Source organism: Klebsiella sp. CN_Kp100 (genome assembly GCF_040065315.1).
In the GTDB taxonomy this organism is placed as follows: Bacteria; Pseudomonadota; Gammaproteobacteria; order Enterobacterales; family Enterobacteriaceae; genus Klebsiella; species Klebsiella oxytoca.
Genome location: NZ_JBEAIJ010000008.1, coordinates 15,286 through 33,701, shown reverse-complemented (window position 1 = coordinate 33,701; position 18,416 = coordinate 15,286). Strand labels below are relative to the sequence as shown.

The window sequence follows — 18,416 nt, the reverse complement described above, 5'->3', positions numbered from 1 at the left end:
GGGGATTTTTTTGCCATGTCGATAGCAAAAATAAAGGGCCTCATGGCCCTCATTTCAACAGCTATATCGGTAACGAAAACGTTAGTGGATACCTAAACGCCAGGCGTGATCGATCTCTTCTTTAAGCTCCATGGATGAAAGCGCCATCAAATCAGCAAACTCAAGTTCCAGTAGTTTCAGCTTTTTCAGATACTGCGCGGGGGTTAGTGCAGCGGGGTCACGACGCAGAAATTCGATAGCCAGTTGCGTGGGGGTTAACTCGGTATCCATAATATCCTCAGTTTGGGTGAAAAACAGGCGTATTATATCACTCTGAACTGATGATTTTATGAGCAAATCATGGCTTCGCTGGCTATATAAAAAAGCCGTCTCAGAAGAGACGGCTTAAGAAGCACAGGTTTTAAAAGACCTGACTCTACAGCGCTTTCAGAATCGCATCAACGCTGGCTTTGGCATCGCCAAACAGCATGTGGGTGTTCTCTTTGAAGAACAGCGGGTTCTGTACGCCAGCATAGCCGGTGTTCATTGAACGCTTGAATACAATCACGTTCTGCGCTTTCCACACTTCCAGTACCGGCATACCGGCGATTGGGCTGCCCGGATCGTCCTGCGCCGCCGGGTTAACGGTATCATTAGCGCCGATAACCAGCACGGTGTCAGTGTCGGAGAAATCATCGTTGATCTCGTCCATTTCCAGCACGATGTCATACGGGACTTTCGCTTCCGCCAGCAGGACGTTCATATGGCCCGGCAGACGCCCGGCGACCGGATGAATCCCAAACCGGACTTTGATTCCGCGCGCGCGCAGTCGTTCGGTGATTTCCGCTACCGGATACTGGGCCTGCGCAACCGCCATGCCGTAGCCCGGAGTGATAATGACAGACTGGGAACTTTTCAGCATCTCAGCGGTTTCTTCAGCGCTGATTTCGCGATGCTCGCCCACTTCTTCATCTCCTGTGGACGCCGTACCGTCAGAACCAAAACCACCGGCAATAACGCTGAAGAACGAACGGTTCATCGCCTTACACATGATATAAGACAGAATCGCACCGGAAGAACCCACCAGCGCACCGGTGACAATCAGCAGGTCGTTGCTGAGCATAAAGCCCGCCGCCGCCGCCGCCCAACCGGAGTAGGAGTTCAGCATTGACACCACCACCGGCATATCCGCGCCGCCAATGGAGGCCACAAGGTGCCAGCCAAAGGCCAGCGCGATGACGGTCATCACCAGCAGGCACAGCACCTGCATGCCAATGCTGTCGGTACGCACGAAGACGATCAGCAGCAGGAAGGATACGACCAGCGCCGCCAGGTTCAGCTTGTGGCGGTTCGGCAGCATCAGCGGCTTAGAGGACATCTTGCCGCACAGCTTGCCAAAGGCAACCACGGAACCCGTAAAGGTGACCGCACCGATGAAGATGCCGAGGAACACTTCGGTCAGATGAATATTGACCAGAATCTGTTCCATACCGGTTTCGTGCTGCAGATAGCTGTTAAAGCCAACCAGCACCGCCGCCAGGCCAACGAAGCTGTGCAGAATCGCCACCAGCTCCGGCATCTCGGTCATTTCGACTTTCTTCGCCAGACGAATACCGATAGCGCCGCCGATGACCATCGCCAGCAGGATCCACGCGACGTTGCTGCTGTCCGGCCCCAGAATGGTCGCCACCAGCGCAATCGCCATCCCGGCAATACCGTAGTAGTTGCCCTGCTGGGAGGTTTCGTGTTTGGAAAGCCCCGCCAGGCTAAAAATAAACAGAATCGCGGCAACAATGTATGCAGCTGTAACTAATCCACCAGACATTTGTTACCCCTTATCCTTTGCGGAACATTTTCAGCATGCGCTGAGTGACGGTGAAACCACCAAAAATATTAATGCTGGCGATCAGCACCGCGATAAAGCTCAGAAAGCTGACCCAGCCGCCGTGGCCTATCTGCAATAATGCCCCGACGACGATAATGCCGGAGATGGCGTTGGTGACCGACATCAGCGGCGTATGCAGCGCATGGGAGACGTTCCAGACTACGTAATAACCGACCACGCAGGAGAGCGCGAAGACGGTAAAGTGGCCGAGAAACTCTTTCGGCGCGACGCTTGCCAGCCAGCCGAACAGAATAATCGCCAGCGCCATCAGCGCATACTTGCGCAGCGGCGAGCTCGGTTTCTCCTCTGCTTTTGGCGCTTCAACCTTTTTCGCTGCCGCCTGCGGCTGAGCAGAAACCTGAATGGGCGGAGCGGGCCAGGTGATTTCACCCTCGCGAACCACGGTAACGCCGCGGATAACGACATCATCAAAATCGATAACGACATTGCCGTCTTTCTCTTTACACAGCAGTTTAAGCAGGTTAACCAGGTTAGTGCCGTACAGCTGCGACGACTGCGTCGGCAGACGTCCCGGCAGATCGGTATAACCGATGATCTTCACGCCGTTAGCGGTGGTGACCACTTCGCCCGGTACGGTGTATTCGCAGTTGCCGCCGTTTTGTGATGCCAGATCCACCACTACGCTTCCCGGTTTCATGGAGTCAACCATTTCGCGGGTGATCAGCTTCGGCGCCGGTTTGCCCGGAATCAGGGCGGTGGTGACAATAATATCAACATCTTTGGCCTGCGCGGCAAAGAGCGCCATCTCGGCTTTGATAAAGGCTTCGGACATGACTTTGGCATAACCGTCCCCGCTGCCCGCCTCCTCTTTAAAATCCAGCTCAAGGAACTCGGCGCCCATACTCTGCACCTGCTCTTTGACTTCCGGGCGGGTATCGAACGCGCGGACAATCGCGCCCAGGCTGTTCGCCGCGCCGATGGCCGCCAGCCCGGCAACCCCTGCGCCGATGACCATTACCTTCGCAGGAGGAACCTTACCTGCTGCGGTAATCTGCCCGGTAAAGAAGCGACCAAACTCATGGGCGGCCTCAACAATCGCGCGGTAGCCGGCGATGTTGGCCATCGAACTTAACGCATCCAGCGACTGCGCGCGCGAAATACGCGGCACCGAATCCATCGCCATCACGTTAATATTCCGCGCCGCCAGTTTTTCCATCAGCTGCGGATTTTGCGCGGGCCAGATGAAGCTGATCAGCGTCGTGCACGGATTCAGCAGCAGAATTTCATCGTCATCAGGGGCGTTAACTTTCAGAATGACGTCAGACTGCCACACGTCATTACCGCTCACGATCTCCGCTCCAGCCTGAACGAAGGCTTCGTCGTCGAAACTGGCCAGTTTACCGGCGCCGCTTTCTACCGCGACGCTGAACCCGAGTTTCAGCAGCTGCTCCACCGTTTTCGGCGTTGCGGCGGCCCGGGTTTCCAGGGCGAGTCTCTCTCTTGGTACACCAATACGCATAGTTTTCCCTTCCATCGGTTTTTGATGATGGTTTACTTTTCTTACAAACGACCGTTGCGAAGGCGGATGAACGCGCCTGGCAACATATGTCTGAAAAAATGAAACAGTAACAAACTTTTTATAACCTACTGAAAATACCGATTGTGATCTACAGCGATAAAACAGAAATTTTGATTTTATTGGTAAAACGCACGGCTAACCGTGTCAGGCAGCAATATTTACCTCATTTTCATGCCAGCACCTGATAATTCGCCTGGATGAGGGGTTAATTCACCATTTATCGCCATCTGGATCATAGTATTAACATTACGTTAACTTATGAAAGTGATATTGATTATCGATTTTGCTGGTCAAGCGGCTGTTTTTTCAACATATCGAAAAATGTTATATTTCTGCACTATACGTTTAGAGCGACAACTGAAAATTGACGCAGACAGTCACTCACGATAAATGCAATAATCAAACGTTTTCAGTCAACAACAACACCAGTACATGGTTTGCGCAAGGCAAAGGATTATTTTTATGAAGCTTAAGAACTCACTCCTGGCGTCTGCTCTTCTGGCTACAACCGCGTTGTCTGCCCACGCAGCGACCGAGCTGACCCCGGAGCAGGCGGCGGCGCTGAAGCCCTACGATCGCGTAGTGGTCACCGGTCGTTTTAACGCCATTGGCGACGCCGTGCAGGCAGTTTCCCGTAAAGCGGACAAAGAAGGCGCAGCTTCCTTTTATGTTGTCGACACGTCTGATTTTGGCAGCGGCGGCAACCTGCGCGTAACGGCCGATTTTTATAAAGAAAACGCCCCGCAGGCCGACGCGCCTAAAAATCGCATTATCAACGGCGTGATGGAATTACCGAAAGACCAGGCCGTTGAGCTGGAACCGTTCGATACCGTTACCGTGCAAGGTTTCTACCGCAGCCAGCCGGAAGTCAACGACGCCATCACTAAAGCGGCTAAGGCCAAGGGCGCCGCCTCTTTCTTTATCGTGCGCCAGGTTGATGCCAACCAGGGCGGCAACCAGCGTATCACCGCTTATATCTACAAAGCGGATGCCAAAAAGCGCGTTCTGCAAAGCCCGGATGCGATCCCGGCCGATTCAGAAGCCGGACGCGCCGCGCTGGCAGAAGGCGGAGAAGCGGCTAAGAAAGTGGAAATTCCGGGCGTTGCGACGACCGCAGCGGTCGGTTCCGGCACTGGCGTAGGCCGTTTCTTTGAAACGCAATCCTCTAAAGGTGGACGTTACACCGTCACGCTCCCGGACGGCACCAAAGTTGAGGAAGTGAACAAAATTACCGCCGCGCAGATGGTTCCTTATGACAGCATCAAGTTCACCGGTAATTTCGGTAACATGACGGAAATCTCCTACCAGACGGCTAAGCGCGCCGCGAAGAAAGGCGCGAAGTACTATCACATCACACGCCAGTGGCAGGAGCGCGGTGGCAACATCACTATCAGCGCCGACCTGTATAAATAACGGCGTCTGAACTGAACAAAAAGGCGGCGATCTGTCGCCTTTTCTTTTTTTTTCATTTATCTCCATTGCATGCATACAAAACACTCCGTAAAATCCCGCGCCTTAGCGTAATCCTCCATTTTTATGCGATTCCGCCAAATAAATATTCTTAGATTGATGATTGTCACCTCGGGAACGCCATGGAAAAGAAACTGGGCCTTAGCGCCCTGACCGCGCTGGTACTCAGCTCGATGCTGGGCGCGGGTGTATTCAGTCTGCCGCAAAACATGGCGGCCGTCGCCAGTCCTTCCGCGCTGCTGATTGGCTGGGGCATTACCGGCGTGGGGATCTTGTTCCTCGCCTTCGCTATGCTGCTGCTTACCCGCATCCGCCCCGACCTCGATGGCGGCATATTTACCTACGCCCGCGAAGGCTTCGGTGAACTGATTGGTTTCTGCTCCGCCTGGGGCTACTGGCTGTGCGCGGTTATCGCGAATGTTTCCTATCTGGTTATCGTGTTCTCGGCGCTAAGCTTTTTTACCGATACTCCCGAGCTGCGCCTGTTCGGCGATGGCAACACCTGGCAAGCTATCGTCGGCGCATCCGCGCTGCTATGGATTGTCCATTTCCTGGTGCTACGCGGCGTACAAACGGCGGCGGGTATCAATCTCGCCGCGACGCTTGCCAAGCTGCTGCCGCTCGGCGCGTTTGTCGCGCTGGCCGCCTTTGCGTTTCGCATGGAGACCTTCCGGATTGATTTTAGCGGTCTGGCGCTGGGCGTGCCGGTATGGGAGCAGGTGAAAAACACCATGCTGATCACCCTGTGGGTATTCATCGGCGTGGAAGGCGCGGTCGTGGTTTCCGCTCGCGCGCGTAATAAACGGGATGTCGGACGCGCAACGCTGTTGGCGGTACTCTCCGCGCTGGCGGTCTACCTACTGGTGACGCTTCTCTCTTTAGGCGTCGTACCGCGGAGCGAGCTGGCGGAAATACGCAATCCGTCAATGGCCGGGCTGATGGTGCAAATGATGGGCCCGTGGGGCGAGATCGTGATCGCTGCCGGGCTGATTATCTCCGTCTGCGGCGCTTACCTGAGCTGGACGATAATGGCGGCGGAAGTCCCCTACCTGGCTGCAACCCATAAAGCCTTTCCGCGTCTGTTCGCGCGCACCAACAAAAACAATGCGCCGTCGTCTTCGCTGTGGCTCACCAATATTAGCGTGCAGGCTTCACTGGTATTGATTTGGCTGACCGGCTCGGATTACAACACGCTGCTGACGATCGCCTCAGAGATGATTCTGGTCCCTTATTTTCTGGTCGGCGCATTTCTGCTGAAGATTGCCCGGCGCCCGCTGCACAAGGCGGTAGGCGTCGGAGCCTGCATTTATGGCTTATGGTTATTATATGCGCCCGGCCCTGTGCATTTATTGTTGTCAGTGATACTTTACGCTCCGGGTCTTCTGGTGTTCCTGTATGCCCGTCGTACACACCAGCACGATCGCCCGCTTAAACGCCGTGACCTGGCATTAATTGGTTTTTTGCTGGTTGCCGCCGTACCGGCAACGTGGATGTTGGTAGGGTAAGCGGTTACCCTGCCGCTGAACTCATAGGAGATACCCATGGCTGACATCCAGCCTCGCCCGATCCTGATTACCGGTGGAGGCCGTCGCATCGGTCTCGCCCTGGCTCGCCATTTTCTGGCCCGGCAGCAGCCCGTTATGATCAGCTACCGCACATGGTATCCGGCCATCGACGAACTGCGTAATGCGGGTGCCGTTTGTCTGCACGCGGATTTCAGCACTGACGACAGCATTCTGGCGTTCGCCGAAGAAGTAAAAGCGCAGGCCGCCGCCGGCCTGCGCGCCGTCATTCATAACGCCAGCGGCTGGATGGCTGAAAAACCGGGGATCCCGTTAACCACGGTGCTCGCCAGCATGATGCAAATTCACGTCAACGCCCCTTACCTGCTCAACCATGCGCTGGAGAGCCTGCTACGCGGTCACGGACAGGCCGCCAGCGATATTATTCACATAACCGACTACGTCGTGGAGCGCGGCAGCGACAAGCATATTGCCTATGCGGCCAGCAAGGCGGCAATGGATAATATGAGCCGCTCGTTCGCTCGTAAGCTGGCGCCGGAAATAAAAGTTAATGCCATCGCCCCATCGCTGATTTTATTTAATGAAGGCGATGATGCGGAGTACCGCAAACAGGCCCTCGACAAATCGCTGATGAAAATAGCGCCGGGTGAAAAAGAGATCATTGATCTGATCGAGTATCTCTTCGGCAGTCACTACGTTACCGGGCGCTCGTTTGCCGTCGACGGCGGACGACATCTGCGCTAGTGAAAACGGCTCCAGCCGATAATCAACAGCCACGCGCACAGGCTCCAGCACACCACCGCGCCTGCCAGAGCAAACGGCAGGCGCATGATGCCGGTGAAATACCATAGCGAAAGCAAATAGATAAAGTACGGAATGATCGACCACATCCCGAATACGATGGTGGTTCGCAGCGCCTCGATCCCTCGCTCGCTGGCAACGATATAGTGCGCAATCAGGGCGAAAGTGGGAAAGAGCGGAATCAAGCCGGCGATATAGTAATTCTTCGTTTTAGAAAGTACGCCGATCAACACGACGACCAGCGCGCCGAGCAGCGCTTTTATCAACAGCCCCATTCCTTTGCCTTAACATTTAAACAACAAGAACCTGCAGCATAACCTAAGTCCCGCTGTTGATAAATGTGCAAACGCAGACACCATGGCGCAGAATCTGACAGCGCCCTGAATCCCATCATCACAATGGCCTCGCCTATCACTCTGATGCCTTATGAACAGTTATTAATGCTTGCCGTAGTGACAATTTACCAGGCAACAGAGTTTTCTATTTCCGGCGAATTTTACGCCTGCTAACCCCATGAGCTTAAATAAATTATTTTATCAAACGAGGCGTAAAGGATTAGTCGATTTTTCGTTCATTATAGCGAATTAAGATTTATCGCAAGCATTATTTCTCATCCATTTAGCGTATTTCTTTTTTGCAGCCTCCGCAGGCAAAGCCCCCTTCCTGAACGCCGGCCTTGCGTTTTTACGGGCCGACGAAAGAAATAAATATCAATTATATCGTGCGTTAAATGTAGCTATTATCTGAAGCTAAATGATACACATCAATACCTACTAAATATGGTAGAAACCATTTATTGACATGGATGGTTTTTCATCTAAATCGTTTGCTTTTGCGTTATTCTACTTGCGCATAACCTTAAATAGCGCACGTAGCCTTTTTTGAGAAAAAGAGCACAATAAGGCACAATTTATTGACTTAGATCAATATAAAACCGATTTCATATAAAAGCATACTTTGCCATTAATCAAAGCAACCGCAGTGAATAAGATCGTAATTAACTGATTTTACGATCTTTCGATCTAAACATAATATCCATTGCAGAATATAATTCTGTTCATAACATGCATTTCAGTTTATTAGTTCACTTCTGCCGAGTTTTTCGAATCTTTTACTTGTTGCTATTATCTTTACTAGTATTAGACACTCATATAACCGCAATCATTTTATATTAGCCTGAATAAGAACCAGCTAAAGGAATCTTCATGTTCGGACCTGCGTTATACACAATCCAAAAGCCTCTGAAACTCATTAAACTATATTTATCAACGCGAAAATGCTCGTGAATTACTGGAGAGCGTCTAGCATGGAGTGGAATATTGAAAATAGTCTTGTATGTCCTTTAACTGGAACAGGATTTTCAGTTGCGGCCAGTGCCAGAAATCTGAAATTAATTATATGGTATAATGGAGATTATTTTTTGAACATCGGTTCGGTTATTAACATCACGCAAGATGACGTCTTCATAAACGGTGAGCCCGGCGACTTACAGGTTATTCATGCTTTTCCCTATAGCGAAAAGCTATGGTCAACGCTGACAAAGTTTATCCAGTGCCCCGGCAATCAAAATCCAACGCTGCTAATTTGCAACCGAAGAAGCATCTGCAAATTCGTCCTCTGCCCCTACGGCGCCAGGCAAAAGAGCATGGAATAAGGCAGCTTCGATCTCACCTTAATTTAGCAGCATCTATTTTGTACGGGCAGAAGCTCTTCAGCCAGTCCTGCCCGCATCCAGCACGATGCGCTAAACGCGCGGCAAAGCATAAATTTGATCAATCATTGCGCGAATTCAGCCATCATAGCGAATTTCATCGCTAACTCATAGCTCATATTGATGCCCGAATAGTTTACAATGACAACAGTGAATTAACGGGCTACGCCCTGATGATGCCTCAAGCGTGGCACTGACCGCGCCTAAGGGCAACAGATTCAATCAGCCAGAGATGAGTGTAAGCATACACGCTATGAATAAAATTGTTTTCGTTGAGGATGATGCCGAAGTAGGCGCGCTGATTGCGGCCTATCTCGGGAAACATGATATGGACGTCGTGGTTGAGCCTCGCGGTGACCGTGCCGAAGAGGTTATCGCGCGCGAAAAGCCCGATCTGGTGCTGCTGGATATCATGCTGCCTGGTAAAGATGGGATGACGTTGTGCCGGGATTTACGCGGCCAGTGGCAAGGGCCCATCGTGCTGCTTACGTCACTGGATAGCGATATGAACCATATCCTGTCGCTCGAAATGGGCGCCAGCGATTATATTCTGAAAACAACGCCACCCGCAGTGCTGTTAGCCCGACTGCGTCTGCATTTGCGCCAGCATGTCCCCCCCCAGGACAGTAGCGGCGTCCCCTCCTCGCTGACGCCGCATAAAGCGATCGCTTTTGGTTCGCTGAGTATCGATCCGGTCAATCGTCAGGTTATGCTCAGCGGGGAAAACGTCGCGTTGTCCACCGCGGATTTCGATCTGTTATGGGAGCTGGCGACCCACGCAGGACAAATTATGGATCGGGATGCGCTATTAAAAAACCTGCGCGGCGTAAGCTACGATGGTATGGACCGCAGCGTCGACGTCGCCATTTCGCGTTTGCGCAAAAAGCTTCTCGACAACGCGACTGAGCCTTATCGCATCAAAACGGTACGCAATAAAGGCTATTTATTCGCCCCGCACGCGTGGGACAATTAATTTACGGATCTGGCTATGAAAAAGCTGTTTGTGCAGTTTTACCTCCTGCTGTTCGTCTGTTTTCTGGTAATGACGATGATGGTCGGCCTGGTGTACAAATTTACCGCCGAGCGAGCAGGCCGCCAGTCGCTGGATGATTTGATGAAGAGCTCGCTGTATCTGATGCGCAGCGAGCTGCGCGAGATCCCGCCGCGCGACTGGAGCAAAACGCTCAAAGAGCTGGACCTTAATCTTTCATTCGATCTGCATATCGAGCCTATCAGCAAATTCAAGCTCTCGGAAAACTCGATGCAGCATCTGCGCGCTGGCGATATCGTAGCCCTGGACGATCAGTACACCTTTATTCAGCGCATCCCTCGTAGCCACTACGTGCTCTCCGTCGGCCCGGTACCGTACCTCTATTTTTTGCATGAGATGCGCCTGCTGGATCTGGCTCTGATGGCCTTCATCGCTATTTCGCTGGCCTTTCCCGTATTCATCTGGATGCGCCCCCACTGGCAGGATATGCTGCGTATCGAAACCGCCGCTCAGCGCTTCGGCGACGGGCATCTTAGCGAGCGGATCCACTTCGATAGCATGTCCAGCTTCGAACGGCTGGGCGTGGCGTTTAATCAGATGGCCGATAATATCAACGCGCTTATCGCCAGCAAAAAACAGCTGATCGACGGTATTGCCCATGAACTGCGCACCCCGCTGGTGCGTCTGCGCTACCGCCTGGAGATGAGCGAGAACCTTACAGAAGCCGAATCACAGGCGTTAAATCGCGATATCGGCCAGCTGGAGGCCCTGATTGAAGAGCTGCTGACCTATGCGCGCCTCGATCGCCCGCAGAATGAACTGAAGCTGACGACCCCCAATTTCCCGGCGTGGCTCGGCGATCGCGTAGAAGATATTCAGGCGGTGAATCCCCAGCGCGACGTTGCGCTAAGCGAAGTCGTGGACGGAAATTACGGCGCGCTGGACATGCGCTTAATGGAACGGGTGCTGGATAACCTCGTGAACAACGCCCTGCGCTACAGTAACCAGCGTATTCAGGTCAGCCTGACGCTGCAGGGTTCGCGCGCAACGCTGCGCGTCGAAGATGATGGTCCAGGTATCGCGCCCGCTGAGCGGGAGAAAGTGTTCGAGCCGTTTGTTCGTCTCGACCCCAGCCGCGATCGCGCCACCGGCGGCTGCGGTCTTGGTTTGGCTATCGTCCACAGTATTGCCCAGGCAATGGCTGGCGAAGTCCATTGCCAGGCAAGCGAGCTCGGTGGCGCCTGTTTTTGTTTTAGCTGGCCGGTTTATCATCAGCTGCCGAATTTTACCTCGGCCTGATGAGCCCTTGCGCAGGAGCTGAGGTCTGCTATAGTTTAAAAAAACATAAAGTATGTTGTAACTAAGGTGGAGAAATATGGCCAGCTATGACCTCGTTGAACGTCTGAACGTCACCTTTCGCCAGCTCGAGCGTGAACTGCAGGCGCTTAAACAGGCCCTGAGCCAGTGCCGTCTGCTGGCTGCGCGCGTCTTTGAGCTGCCGCTGGTCAGCAAAGATGCCGAACACCAGCCGCTGGAGAACATCAACGTGGTTCAGCACACCGGTAAACCCGCGCTGGAGATGGCGCTCAAACACTATAGCCACCTGTTTATCCAGCAGCAGTCGGAAACCCGCAGCAGTAAGGCTGCCGTGCGTTTGCCCGGCGCGATCTGCCTGCGAACTGAGGCCTGCGAGCAGGCAGAACTATTACGCAAGATCGCCCATATCAACGTTCTTAAAGCGACCTTCGAGAAGATTATCACCGTCGATTCCGGTCTTCCCGCTACCGCACGATTTGAGTGGGTCCATCGCCACCTGCCGGGACTGATCACGCTGAGCGCCTATCGCACGCTCACCCCGTTAATTGACCCGAGCACTATCCGCTTCGGCTGGGCCAATAAGCATGTAATTAAAAATCTCACCCGCGACCAGGTTCTCATGCAACTGGAAAAAAGTCTTCAGTCGCCCCGCGCGGTTCCGCCGTGGACGCGCGAACAGTGGCAAAGCAAGCTGGAGCGAGAGTACCAGGATATTGCCGCCCTGCCGCAGCGGGCGAAGCTGAAGATAAAGAGGCCGGTAAAGGTTCAGCCTATCGCCAGGGTGTGGTATAGCGGGCAGCAAAAGCAGGTGCAATACGCCTGTCCAGGGCCGATGATCGCGCTGATATCCGGCACGCAGGGCGTTAGCGTGCCGGACCTCGGAGAGCTTCTGAACTATGACGCCGGGAACGTGCAGTATCGTTATAAACCGCAGGCGCAATCGCTCAGGCTAATGATTCCGCGACTGCACCTGTGGCTGGCTAGCGAATAGCCATACTGCCTACCATCTCTTCAGGGCGCACCCAGCGGTCAAATTCCTCTTCCGTCAGGTAGCCGAGCGCCAACGCGGAGGCCTTGAGCGTTAACCCCTCTTTATGCGCCTTTTTGGCAATTTCCGCCGCTTTGTCGTAGCCAATATGAGTATTCAAGGCGGTAACCAGCATCAGCGACTCATTGAGCAACTGGCTGATACGCTCGCGGTTAGGTTCAATGCCTGACGCGCAGTGCTCATTAAAGCTCGCCATCCCATCAGCCAGCAGCCGCACCGATTGCAGGAAATTGTGGATCACCATCGGGCGGTAAACGTTGAGCTCAAAGTTGCCCGAAGCGCCGCCGATGTTTACCGCGACATCGTTACCCATCACCTGACAGCAGACCATAGTGAGGGCCTCGCACTGGGTCGGGTTAACCTTGCCCGGCATAATCGACGACCCCGGTTCATTTTCCGGGATCGCAATTTCGCCGATGCCGCAGCGCGGACCGGAGGCCAGCCAGCGCACATCGTTGGCGATTTTCATCAGCGAAGCGGCCAGCCCTTTCAGCGCGCCGTGGGCATGCACCAGCGCATCAACGGTCGCCAGCGCTTCAAACTTGTTCGGCGCGGTCACAAACGGTTGGCCGCTCAGGGCCGCCAGCTCGGCGGCGACGCGTACCGCGTATTCCGGATGGGTATTAAGCCCGGTTCCCACCGCCGTGCCGCCCAGCGCCAGTTCCGCCAGATGGGGCAAGCTATGGTCAATATGCCGGAGGTTATGCTCGAGCATGGCGACCCAGCCTGAGATCTCCTGGCCGAGCGTCAGCGGCGTCGCATCCTGCAGGTGGGTGCGGCCGATTTTGACAATATCGTTGAAGGCCAGGGATTTATCATTAAGCGTTTGCTTCAGAATGTTGAGCTGCGGGATCAGCTTTACCCGAAGCGCAATTATCGCCGCTACGTGCATCGCCGTCGGGAAAACGTCGTTAGAGCTCTGGCTCTTGTTAACATCATCGTTAGGATGAACCTTACGCTCCATCCCGCGTACCCCGCCCAGCAGTTCACTCGCACGATTAGCCAGCACCTCATTCATATTCATGTTGCTTTGCGTACCGGAGCCGGTTTGCCAGATAGCCAGCGGAAACTCGTCCGGATGCTTGCCTGCCAACACTTCATCCGCAGCCTGAATAATCACCTGCGCTTTTTCTGCGCTCAGAAGACCGAGATCGTTATTCACCTTCGCCGCCGCACGCTTGGTCAGCGCCAGCGCATGAATAAGCTCGACCGGCATTTTTTCCGTCGAGATGCGGAAATGTTCCAGTGAGCGCTGAGTCTGCGCGCCCCAAAGCCTATTGGCAGGCACATCGATTGCGCCCATAGAGTCTTTTTCACTGCGATGCGTTGTCATTACTTTCTCCTTGGATTCAAAGTGCGTAATAGCGACAAAGCTCACCTGCTTAAAGCGTAAAGTATGGGTCAGATTTATAAGTTGTTTTGGTGGTTCGTGCCGCTAAGCGGCATAAAAAAACCGCCCCGAAGGGCGGCTGAGCTTATTTCACGCAGCGGGCGCACTGCGAACTCTGGATCTGCTGGAAGAAGTCATTGCCCTTATCATCCACGAGGATAAACGCCGGGAAGTCTTCAACTTCAATTTTCCAGATAGCCTCCATCCCCAGCTCCGGCCAGGCCACGCACTCCAGACTACGGATGCTCTGCTGCGCCAGTACCGCCGCCGGACCGCCGATGCTGCCGAGGTAGAAACCGCCGTGCTTGTGACAGGCGTCGGTCACCTGCTGGCTACGGTTACCTTTGGCTAACATGATTTTACTCGCTCCATGCGCCTGCAGCAGATCGACGTAGGAGTCCATACGGCCTGCGGTGGTCGGGCCAAGAGAACCGGAAGCGTAGCCGTCAGGGGTTTTCGCCGGGCCCGCGTAGTAGATCGGGTGGTCCTTGACGTACTGCGGCAATTCCTCGCCATTATCGATGAGCTCTTTCAGCCTGGCGTGGGCGATATCGCGCGCCACGATAATCGTACCGCTCAGCGACAGGCGGGTCGACACCGGGTACTGCGACAGCAGCGCCAGAATATCGCTCATCGGCTGGTTCAGATTGACCTTAACCGCTTCTCCCTCGCCGGCCTGACGCAGATGCTCGGGAATATACTTGCCCGGATTGCTCTCCAGTTTCTCAATCCAGATCCCCTCGCGGTTGATCTTCGCTTTGATGTTGCGATCCGCGGAGCAGGAAACGCCCATGCCCACCGGACAGGAGGCGCCGTGGCGCGGCAGGCGGATGACGCGAATATCGTGGGCGAAGTATTTACCGCCGAACTGCGCACCGAGGCCAAGGTTCTGCGCTTCCAGCAACAGCTCGTTTTCGAGCTGAATATCGCGGAAGGCCTGGCCGTGCTCGTTGCCCTCGGTCGGCAGACCATCGTAATACTTCGTTGAGGCCAGCTTAACGGTTTTCAGAGTAGACTCCGCCGACGTGCCGCCAATCACAAAAGCAATATGGTACGGCGGGCAGGCCGCGGTCCCCAGCGTGCGCATCTTCTCGACGAGGTAATTTTTCAGCTTCGCCGGAGTAATTAACGCCTTGGTTTCCTGATACAGATAGGTTTTGTTAGCCGAGCCGCCGCCTTTGGCGATGCAGAGGAATTTGTACTCCTCGCCGTCGGTAGCGTAGAGGTCGATTTGCGCAGGCAGGTTAGTGCCGGTGTTGACCTCTTTATACATATCCAGCGGCGCGTTCTGCGAATAGCGCAGGTTATCCTGGATATAGGTGTTGTACACGCCCTGCGCCAGCGCGGCTTCATCGCCGCCGCCGGTCCACACGCGCTGACCTTTCTTGCCGGTGATAATTGCGGTACCGGTGTCCTGGCAGGTCGGCAGTACGCCTTTGGCGGCAATATCCGAGTTGCGCAAGAACTGTAGCGCCACGTATTTATCGTTGTCGCTGGCTTCCGGGTCGTTGAGAATATCGGCGACCTGCTGCTGGTGCGCCGGGCGAAGCATAAAGGAGGCGTCGTGGAAAGCGTGCTGTGCCAGTAAAGTTAGCGCCTGAGGTTCAACTTTCAGAACTTCCTGGCCGGCGAATTCGGCGACGGAGACGTAATCACTGCTGAGGAGGTAATACTCGGTATCGTCCTTTTTCAGTGGAAAAGGATCCTGATATACAAAGGGTTTATTCGACATTGTGCTCTCACTTACTGCTTGGCTGATTATATTTCAGGCAGACACTCCATTTGCCCGTAGAAAAGCGAGTCGATCGATTCTACACAATTTTTTAACAAAAACTGAGACAAGGACGACTTTTTCTTCGCACCGGTTGCTTCTCGGGCGTTTGCTGGTTTAATAGTGCCATTACTATCAAGTGGAAACAGGGATTGAGAATGCAAAAACTCATCAACTCAGTGCAAAATTACGCCTGGGGAAGTCATACCGCCTTAACCGAACTTTATGGCATTGCTAACCCAAACAACCTGCCGATGGCGGAGCTGTGGATGGGCGCGCATCCGAAGAGCAGCTCGCAAATTCTCGATGACGCCGGAACGCCGCGTTCTCTGCGCGATGCAATCGACAGCGATAAAACGACCCTGCTTGGCGCCAAAGTTGCCGAGCGTTTTGGTGAACTGCCGTTCCTGTTTAAAGTGCTGTGCGCTGCCCAGCCGCTCTCTATTCAGGTTCACCCGAACAAACGGGCCTCGGAAATCGGGTTTGCCAAAGAGAATGCCGCCGGGATCCCGCTTGATGCCGCCGAACGTAACTATAAAGATCCGAACCACAAGCCGGAGCTGGTTTTCGCGTTAACGCCGTTCCTTGCCATGAACGCCTTCCGCGAGTTTTCCGAAATCGTGAAGCTGCTGCAGCCGGTAGCTGAAGCGCATCCGGCAATAGCGCAGTTCCTGGCGCAGCCTGACGCCGCCCATCTGAGCCAGCTGTTTGCCAGCCTGCTGAACATGAAAGGCGACGAAAAAGCGCACGCCCTGAGCGTACTGCAGAGAGCGCTGGACAGCGAGCAGGGAGAACCGTGGCAGACTATCCGCCTGATCGCCGAGTTCTATCCGGACGATAGCGGCCTTTTCTCTCCGCTACTGCTCAACGTGGTCAAGCTGAATCCCGGCGAGGCGATGTTCCTGTTTGCGGAAACGCCGCACGCCTACCTGCAGGGCGTGGCGCTGGAGGTGATGGCCAACTCCGATAACGTCCTGCGCGCGGGATTGACGCCGAAGTACATTGATATTCCGGAGCTGGTGGCAAACGTCAAATTTGAACCCAAACCCGCTGGCGAACTCCTGACCCAGCCGGTCATTCACGGCGCGGAGCTGGACTTCCCCATCCCGGTTGACGATTTTGCTTTCTCACTGCACGACCTTTCAGCGCAGGCATCAACCATCGCCCAGGATAGCGCGGCGATCCTGTTCTGCGTCGAGGGTGAAGCAACGATCGTGAAAGGCGAACAGCGTCTGACGCTGAAGCCGGGCGAGTCGGCTTTCGTGGCGCACAACGAATCACCGGTACAGGTCAGCGGCAGCGGTCGCGTGGCGCGCGTGTTTAATAAGCTCCAGTAAGTTACTGAACTTTTTAGCCACAGTTGCTAGACTTTCACTCATCACGACAACACTACCAGGCGGCCCAATCCGCCTGGTTTCATTTATGGACAAATGCTATGAAAAAATCGCTGGTCGCAGCAGGAGTTATCATCGCGCTGGGCGTCGTCTGGACGGGCGGCGCGTGGTACACAGGGAAGCAGCTGGAAAGCCGCATTGCCGATATGGTGCAGCAGGCGAATGCTCAGCTGCAAAGCAGCGCGCCGCAGGCTGGCGTAGAGCTCACCTATCAGGACTATCAGCGCGGTCTGTTCAGCAGCCGTTTACAACTGGTCCTGAAACCCATCGTCGGCAAAGCGCCCCGCTGGCTGGCCGCCGGACAGTCGCTGGTGTTTGACGAAGTTGTCGATCACGGCCCCTTCCCGCTGGCTTCACTGAAATCCTTTAACCTCGCCCCGGCGATGGCATCCGTCAAAACCACCTTAGTGAACAACGAGGCCAGCAAGTCGCTGTTTGACATTGCAAAAGGCGAAACGCCGTTTACTATCGATACCCGCATCGCCTACAGCGGCGACAACCAGTCCGCTATCGTGCTGAAACCGCTTGATTACGCGAAAGACGACGAGAAAGTCACTTTTAGCGGCGGTCAGTTCCAGCTTAACGCCGATCGAGAGGGAAAAACCCTCAGCCTGAGCGGCGAAGCGGGCAGCGGGCAAATTAACGCGGTCAACGAATACAATCAGAAGGTACAGCTCACCTTTAATAATCTGAAAACCGACGGTTCCACCGAAATGGCCAGCTTCAACGAGCGTATTGGCAAGCAGGCCATCTCGCTGGAAAAACTGGCGATTGGCGTTGAAGGAAAAGAGCTGGCGCTGTTTGAAGGGATGAAAATCGACGGCAACTCTTCGCTGACCGCCGACGGCAAAGGGATTAACAGCCAGCTGGACTACACCGTCAACAGCCTGAAGCTGCAAAATCAGGATATCGGTAGCGGCAGGCTGACCCTGAAGCTGGACAATATTGATGGTGAAGCTTTCCATCAGTTCAGCCAGAAGTACAATGCCGATGCCCAGGCGCTGATGGCGGACCCTCAGCTGGCGCAGAATCCTGAGCTGTACCAGCAGGCGCTAACGCAAACCTTCTTTAGCTCACTGCCGATGATGCTGAAAGGCAGCCCGTCCCTGACCATTTCTCCGCTAAGCTGGCGCAACGCGAAGGGCGAAACCACCCTGAATCTATCGATTCTGCTCAAAGATCCGTCGCTGACTACCACTCCGCCGCAGACGCTGGCCGAGGAAGTGGATCGTAGCGTCAAATCTCTCGACGGCAAGCTGGTGATCCCGGTGGATATGGCGACGGCGTTTATGACTCAGATTGCCGGGCTGGAAGGCTATCAGCCCGCCGACGCCGCTAAGCTTGCGGATCAGCAGGTGAAAGGCCTGGCGGCGATGGGACAGATGTTCCGTATTACCACTATGGAAGATAACGCCATCACCTCCAGCCTGCAGTATGCTGACGGCCAGGTGACGCTGAACGGGCAGAAAATGCCGCTGGATGAGTTTGCCGGGATGTTCGGTTTAGCGCTTCCCCCTGTCCCGGCGCCCGCTGAGCCGCAGGAGACGCTGCCGCAAGAAGTGGTACCGCCAGTCGCGCCGCAGCAATAAATGACAT

The 18,416-nt window shown here is 54.4% G+C and carries 15 protein-coding genes; 9 read left to right on the top strand and 6 right to left on the bottom strand.

Annotated elements, in window-relative coordinates; genetic code table 11:
• Nucleotides 1-81 precede the first annotated feature (81 nt).
• The 3 genes from ABLV12_RS07695 to pntA form a co-directional block, all read right to left on the bottom strand.
• Complete coding sequence (locus ABLV12_RS07695; RefSeq protein WP_004102581.1) at nucleotides 82-270, bottom strand: YdiH family protein; 189 nt, start codon at nucleotides 268-270, stop codon at nucleotides 82-84.
• A 145-nt stretch (nucleotides 271-415) separates the two neighbouring features.
• Nucleotides 416-1,804: a Re/Si-specific NAD(P)(+) transhydrogenase subunit beta gene (pntB, locus tag ABLV12_RS07690; protein WP_004102583.1), complete on the bottom strand. Its 1,389-nt coding sequence runs from the start codon at nucleotides 1,802-1,804 to the stop codon at nucleotides 416-418.
• 10 nt (nucleotides 1,805-1,814) lie between these two features.
• Nucleotides 1,815-3,344, bottom strand: a complete 1,530-nt coding sequence (gene pntA, locus ABLV12_RS07685; protein WP_348866956.1) for a Re/Si-specific NAD(P)(+) transhydrogenase subunit alpha — start codon at nucleotides 3,342-3,344, stop codon at nucleotides 1,815-1,817.
• Between the two features lie 522 nt (nucleotides 3,345-3,866).
• On the opposite strand from pntA, the gene ydgH reads away from it, so the two are divergent.
• The 3 genes from ydgH (at nucleotide 3,867) to folM (ending at nucleotide 7,141) form a co-directional block, all read left to right on the top strand.
• The gene (ydgH, locus tag ABLV12_RS07680; protein WP_004102587.1) at nucleotides 3,867-4,817 is read left to right on the top strand and encodes a DUF1471 family protein YdgH; all 951 of its coding nucleotides are present in this window, start codon (nucleotides 3,867-3,869) and stop codon (nucleotides 4,815-4,817) included.
• A gap of 179 nt (nucleotides 4,818-4,996) precedes the next feature.
• On the top strand, nucleotides 4,997-6,379 hold the full coding sequence (locus ABLV12_RS07675; RefSeq protein WP_348866955.1) for an amino acid permease: 1,383 nt from the start codon (nucleotides 4,997-4,999) through the stop codon (nucleotides 6,377-6,379).
• A 36-nt stretch (nucleotides 6,380-6,415) separates the two neighbouring features.
• The gene (gene folM, locus ABLV12_RS07670) at nucleotides 6,416-7,141 is read left to right on the top strand and encodes a dihydromonapterin reductase (protein WP_004102591.1); all 726 of its coding nucleotides are present in this window, start codon (nucleotides 6,416-6,418) and stop codon (nucleotides 7,139-7,141) included.
• On the opposite strand, the gene ABLV12_RS07665 is transcribed toward folM, so the two are convergent.
• Nucleotides 7,138-7,473 carry a GlpM family protein gene (locus ABLV12_RS07665; protein ID WP_004102593.1) on the bottom strand — a complete coding sequence of 112 codons (336 nt, stop codon included), beginning with the start codon at nucleotides 7,471-7,473 and terminating at the stop codon, nucleotides 7,138-7,140. The two genes, folM and ABLV12_RS07665, sit on opposite strands and share 4 nt — an antisense overlap.
• 1,031 nt (nucleotides 7,474-8,504) lie before the next feature.
• Here ABLV12_RS07665 and iraM point away from each other — a divergent pair.
• From iraM to tus, 4 genes are all read left to right on the top strand, one after another.
• Entirely contained in the window at nucleotides 8,505-8,852 is a 348-nt protein-coding gene (gene iraM, locus ABLV12_RS07660) for an anti-adapter protein IraM (protein ID WP_004102595.1), read from the top strand.
• A 310-nt stretch (nucleotides 8,853-9,162) separates the two neighbouring features.
• A complete protein-coding gene (gene rstA / locus ABLV12_RS07655) occupies nucleotides 9,163-9,882 on the top strand; it encodes a two-component system response regulator RstA (protein ID WP_004102597.1) in 720 nt (239 codons plus the stop codon).
• 15 nt (nucleotides 9,883-9,897) lie between these two features.
• Entirely contained in the window at nucleotides 9,898-11,199 is a 1,302-nt protein-coding gene (gene rstB, locus ABLV12_RS07650; protein ID WP_004113401.1) for a two-component system sensor histidine kinase RstB, read from the top strand.
• A 76-nt stretch (nucleotides 11,200-11,275) separates the two neighbouring features.
• Nucleotides 11,276-12,208 (top strand): DNA replication terminus site-binding protein, encoded by a 933-nt coding sequence (gene tus, locus ABLV12_RS07645; RefSeq protein ID WP_348866954.1) that lies wholly within the window; start codon nucleotides 11,276-11,278, stop codon nucleotides 12,206-12,208.
• On the opposite strand, the gene fumC is transcribed toward tus, so the two are convergent.
• Together fumC and fumA are read right to left on the bottom strand one after the other, a co-directional pair.
• Nucleotides 12,198-13,598: a class II fumarate hydratase gene (fumC, locus tag ABLV12_RS07640; protein ID WP_160886296.1), complete on the bottom strand. Its 1,401-nt coding sequence runs from the start codon at nucleotides 13,596-13,598 to the stop codon at nucleotides 12,198-12,200. The genes tus and fumC overlap by 11 nt on opposite strands.
• A 142-nt stretch (nucleotides 13,599-13,740) precedes the next feature.
• A complete protein-coding gene (gene fumA / locus ABLV12_RS07635) occupies nucleotides 13,741-15,387 on the bottom strand; it encodes a class I fumarate hydratase FumA (protein ID WP_004102605.1) in 1,647 nt (548 codons plus the stop codon).
• Between the two features lie 197 nt (nucleotides 15,388-15,584).
• On the opposite strand from fumA, the gene manA reads away from it, so the two are divergent.
• Nucleotides 15,585-16,763 (top strand): mannose-6-phosphate isomerase, encoded by a 1,179-nt coding sequence (gene manA / locus ABLV12_RS07630; protein ID WP_023321105.1) that lies wholly within the window; start codon nucleotides 15,585-15,587, stop codon nucleotides 16,761-16,763.
• Nucleotides 16,764-16,861: 98 nt separating this feature from the next.
• On the top strand, nucleotides 16,862-18,409 hold the full coding sequence (locus ABLV12_RS07625) for a YdgA family protein (protein ID WP_160886298.1): 1,548 nt from the start codon (nucleotides 16,862-16,864) through the stop codon (nucleotides 18,407-18,409).
• Nucleotides 18,410-18,416 lie beyond the last annotated feature (7 nt).

Bases quoted from the DNA above. Each gene is read 5' to 3' on its own strand.
- ABLV12_RS07695 (WP_004102581.1), bottom strand. From the start codon at position 270: ATGGATACCGAGTTAACCCCCACGCAACTGGCTATCGAATTTCTGCGT.
- pntB (WP_004102583.1), bottom strand. From the start codon at position 1,804: ATGTCTGGTGGATTAGTTACAGCTGCATACATTGTTGCCGCGATTCTG.
- pntA (WP_348866956.1), bottom strand. From the start codon at position 3,344: ATGCGTATTGGTGTACCAAGAGAGAGACTCGCCCTGGAAACCCGGGCC.
- ydgH (WP_004102587.1), top strand. From the start codon at position 3,867: ATGAAGCTTAAGAACTCACTCCTGGCGTCTGCTCTTCTGGCTACAACC.
- ABLV12_RS07675 (WP_348866955.1), top strand. From the start codon at position 4,997: ATGGAAAAGAAACTGGGCCTTAGCGCCCTGACCGCGCTGGTACTCAGC.
- folM (WP_004102591.1), top strand. From the start codon at position 6,416: ATGGCTGACATCCAGCCTCGCCCGATCCTGATTACCGGTGGAGGCCGT.
- ABLV12_RS07665 (WP_004102593.1), bottom strand. From the start codon at position 7,473: ATGGGGCTGTTGATAAAAGCGCTGCTCGGCGCGCTGGTCGTCGTGTTG.
- iraM (WP_004102595.1), top strand. From the start codon at position 8,505: ATGGAGTGGAATATTGAAAATAGTCTTGTATGTCCTTTAACTGGAACA.
- rstA (WP_004102597.1), top strand. From the start codon at position 9,163: ATGAATAAAATTGTTTTCGTTGAGGATGATGCCGAAGTAGGCGCGCTG.
- rstB (WP_004113401.1), top strand. From the start codon at position 9,898: ATGAAAAAGCTGTTTGTGCAGTTTTACCTCCTGCTGTTCGTCTGTTTT.
- tus (WP_348866954.1), top strand. From the start codon at position 11,276: ATGGCCAGCTATGACCTCGTTGAACGTCTGAACGTCACCTTTCGCCAG.
- fumC (WP_160886296.1), bottom strand. From the start codon at position 13,598: ATGACAACGCATCGCAGTGAAAAAGACTCTATGGGCGCAATCGATGTG.
- fumA (WP_004102605.1), bottom strand. From the start codon at position 15,387: ATGTCGAATAAACCCTTTGTATATCAGGATCCTTTTCCACTGAAAAAG.
- manA (WP_023321105.1), top strand. From the start codon at position 15,585: ATGCAAAAACTCATCAACTCAGTGCAAAATTACGCCTGGGGAAGTCAT.
- ABLV12_RS07625 (WP_160886298.1), top strand. From the start codon at position 16,862: ATGAAAAAATCGCTGGTCGCAGCAGGAGTTATCATCGCGCTGGGCGTC.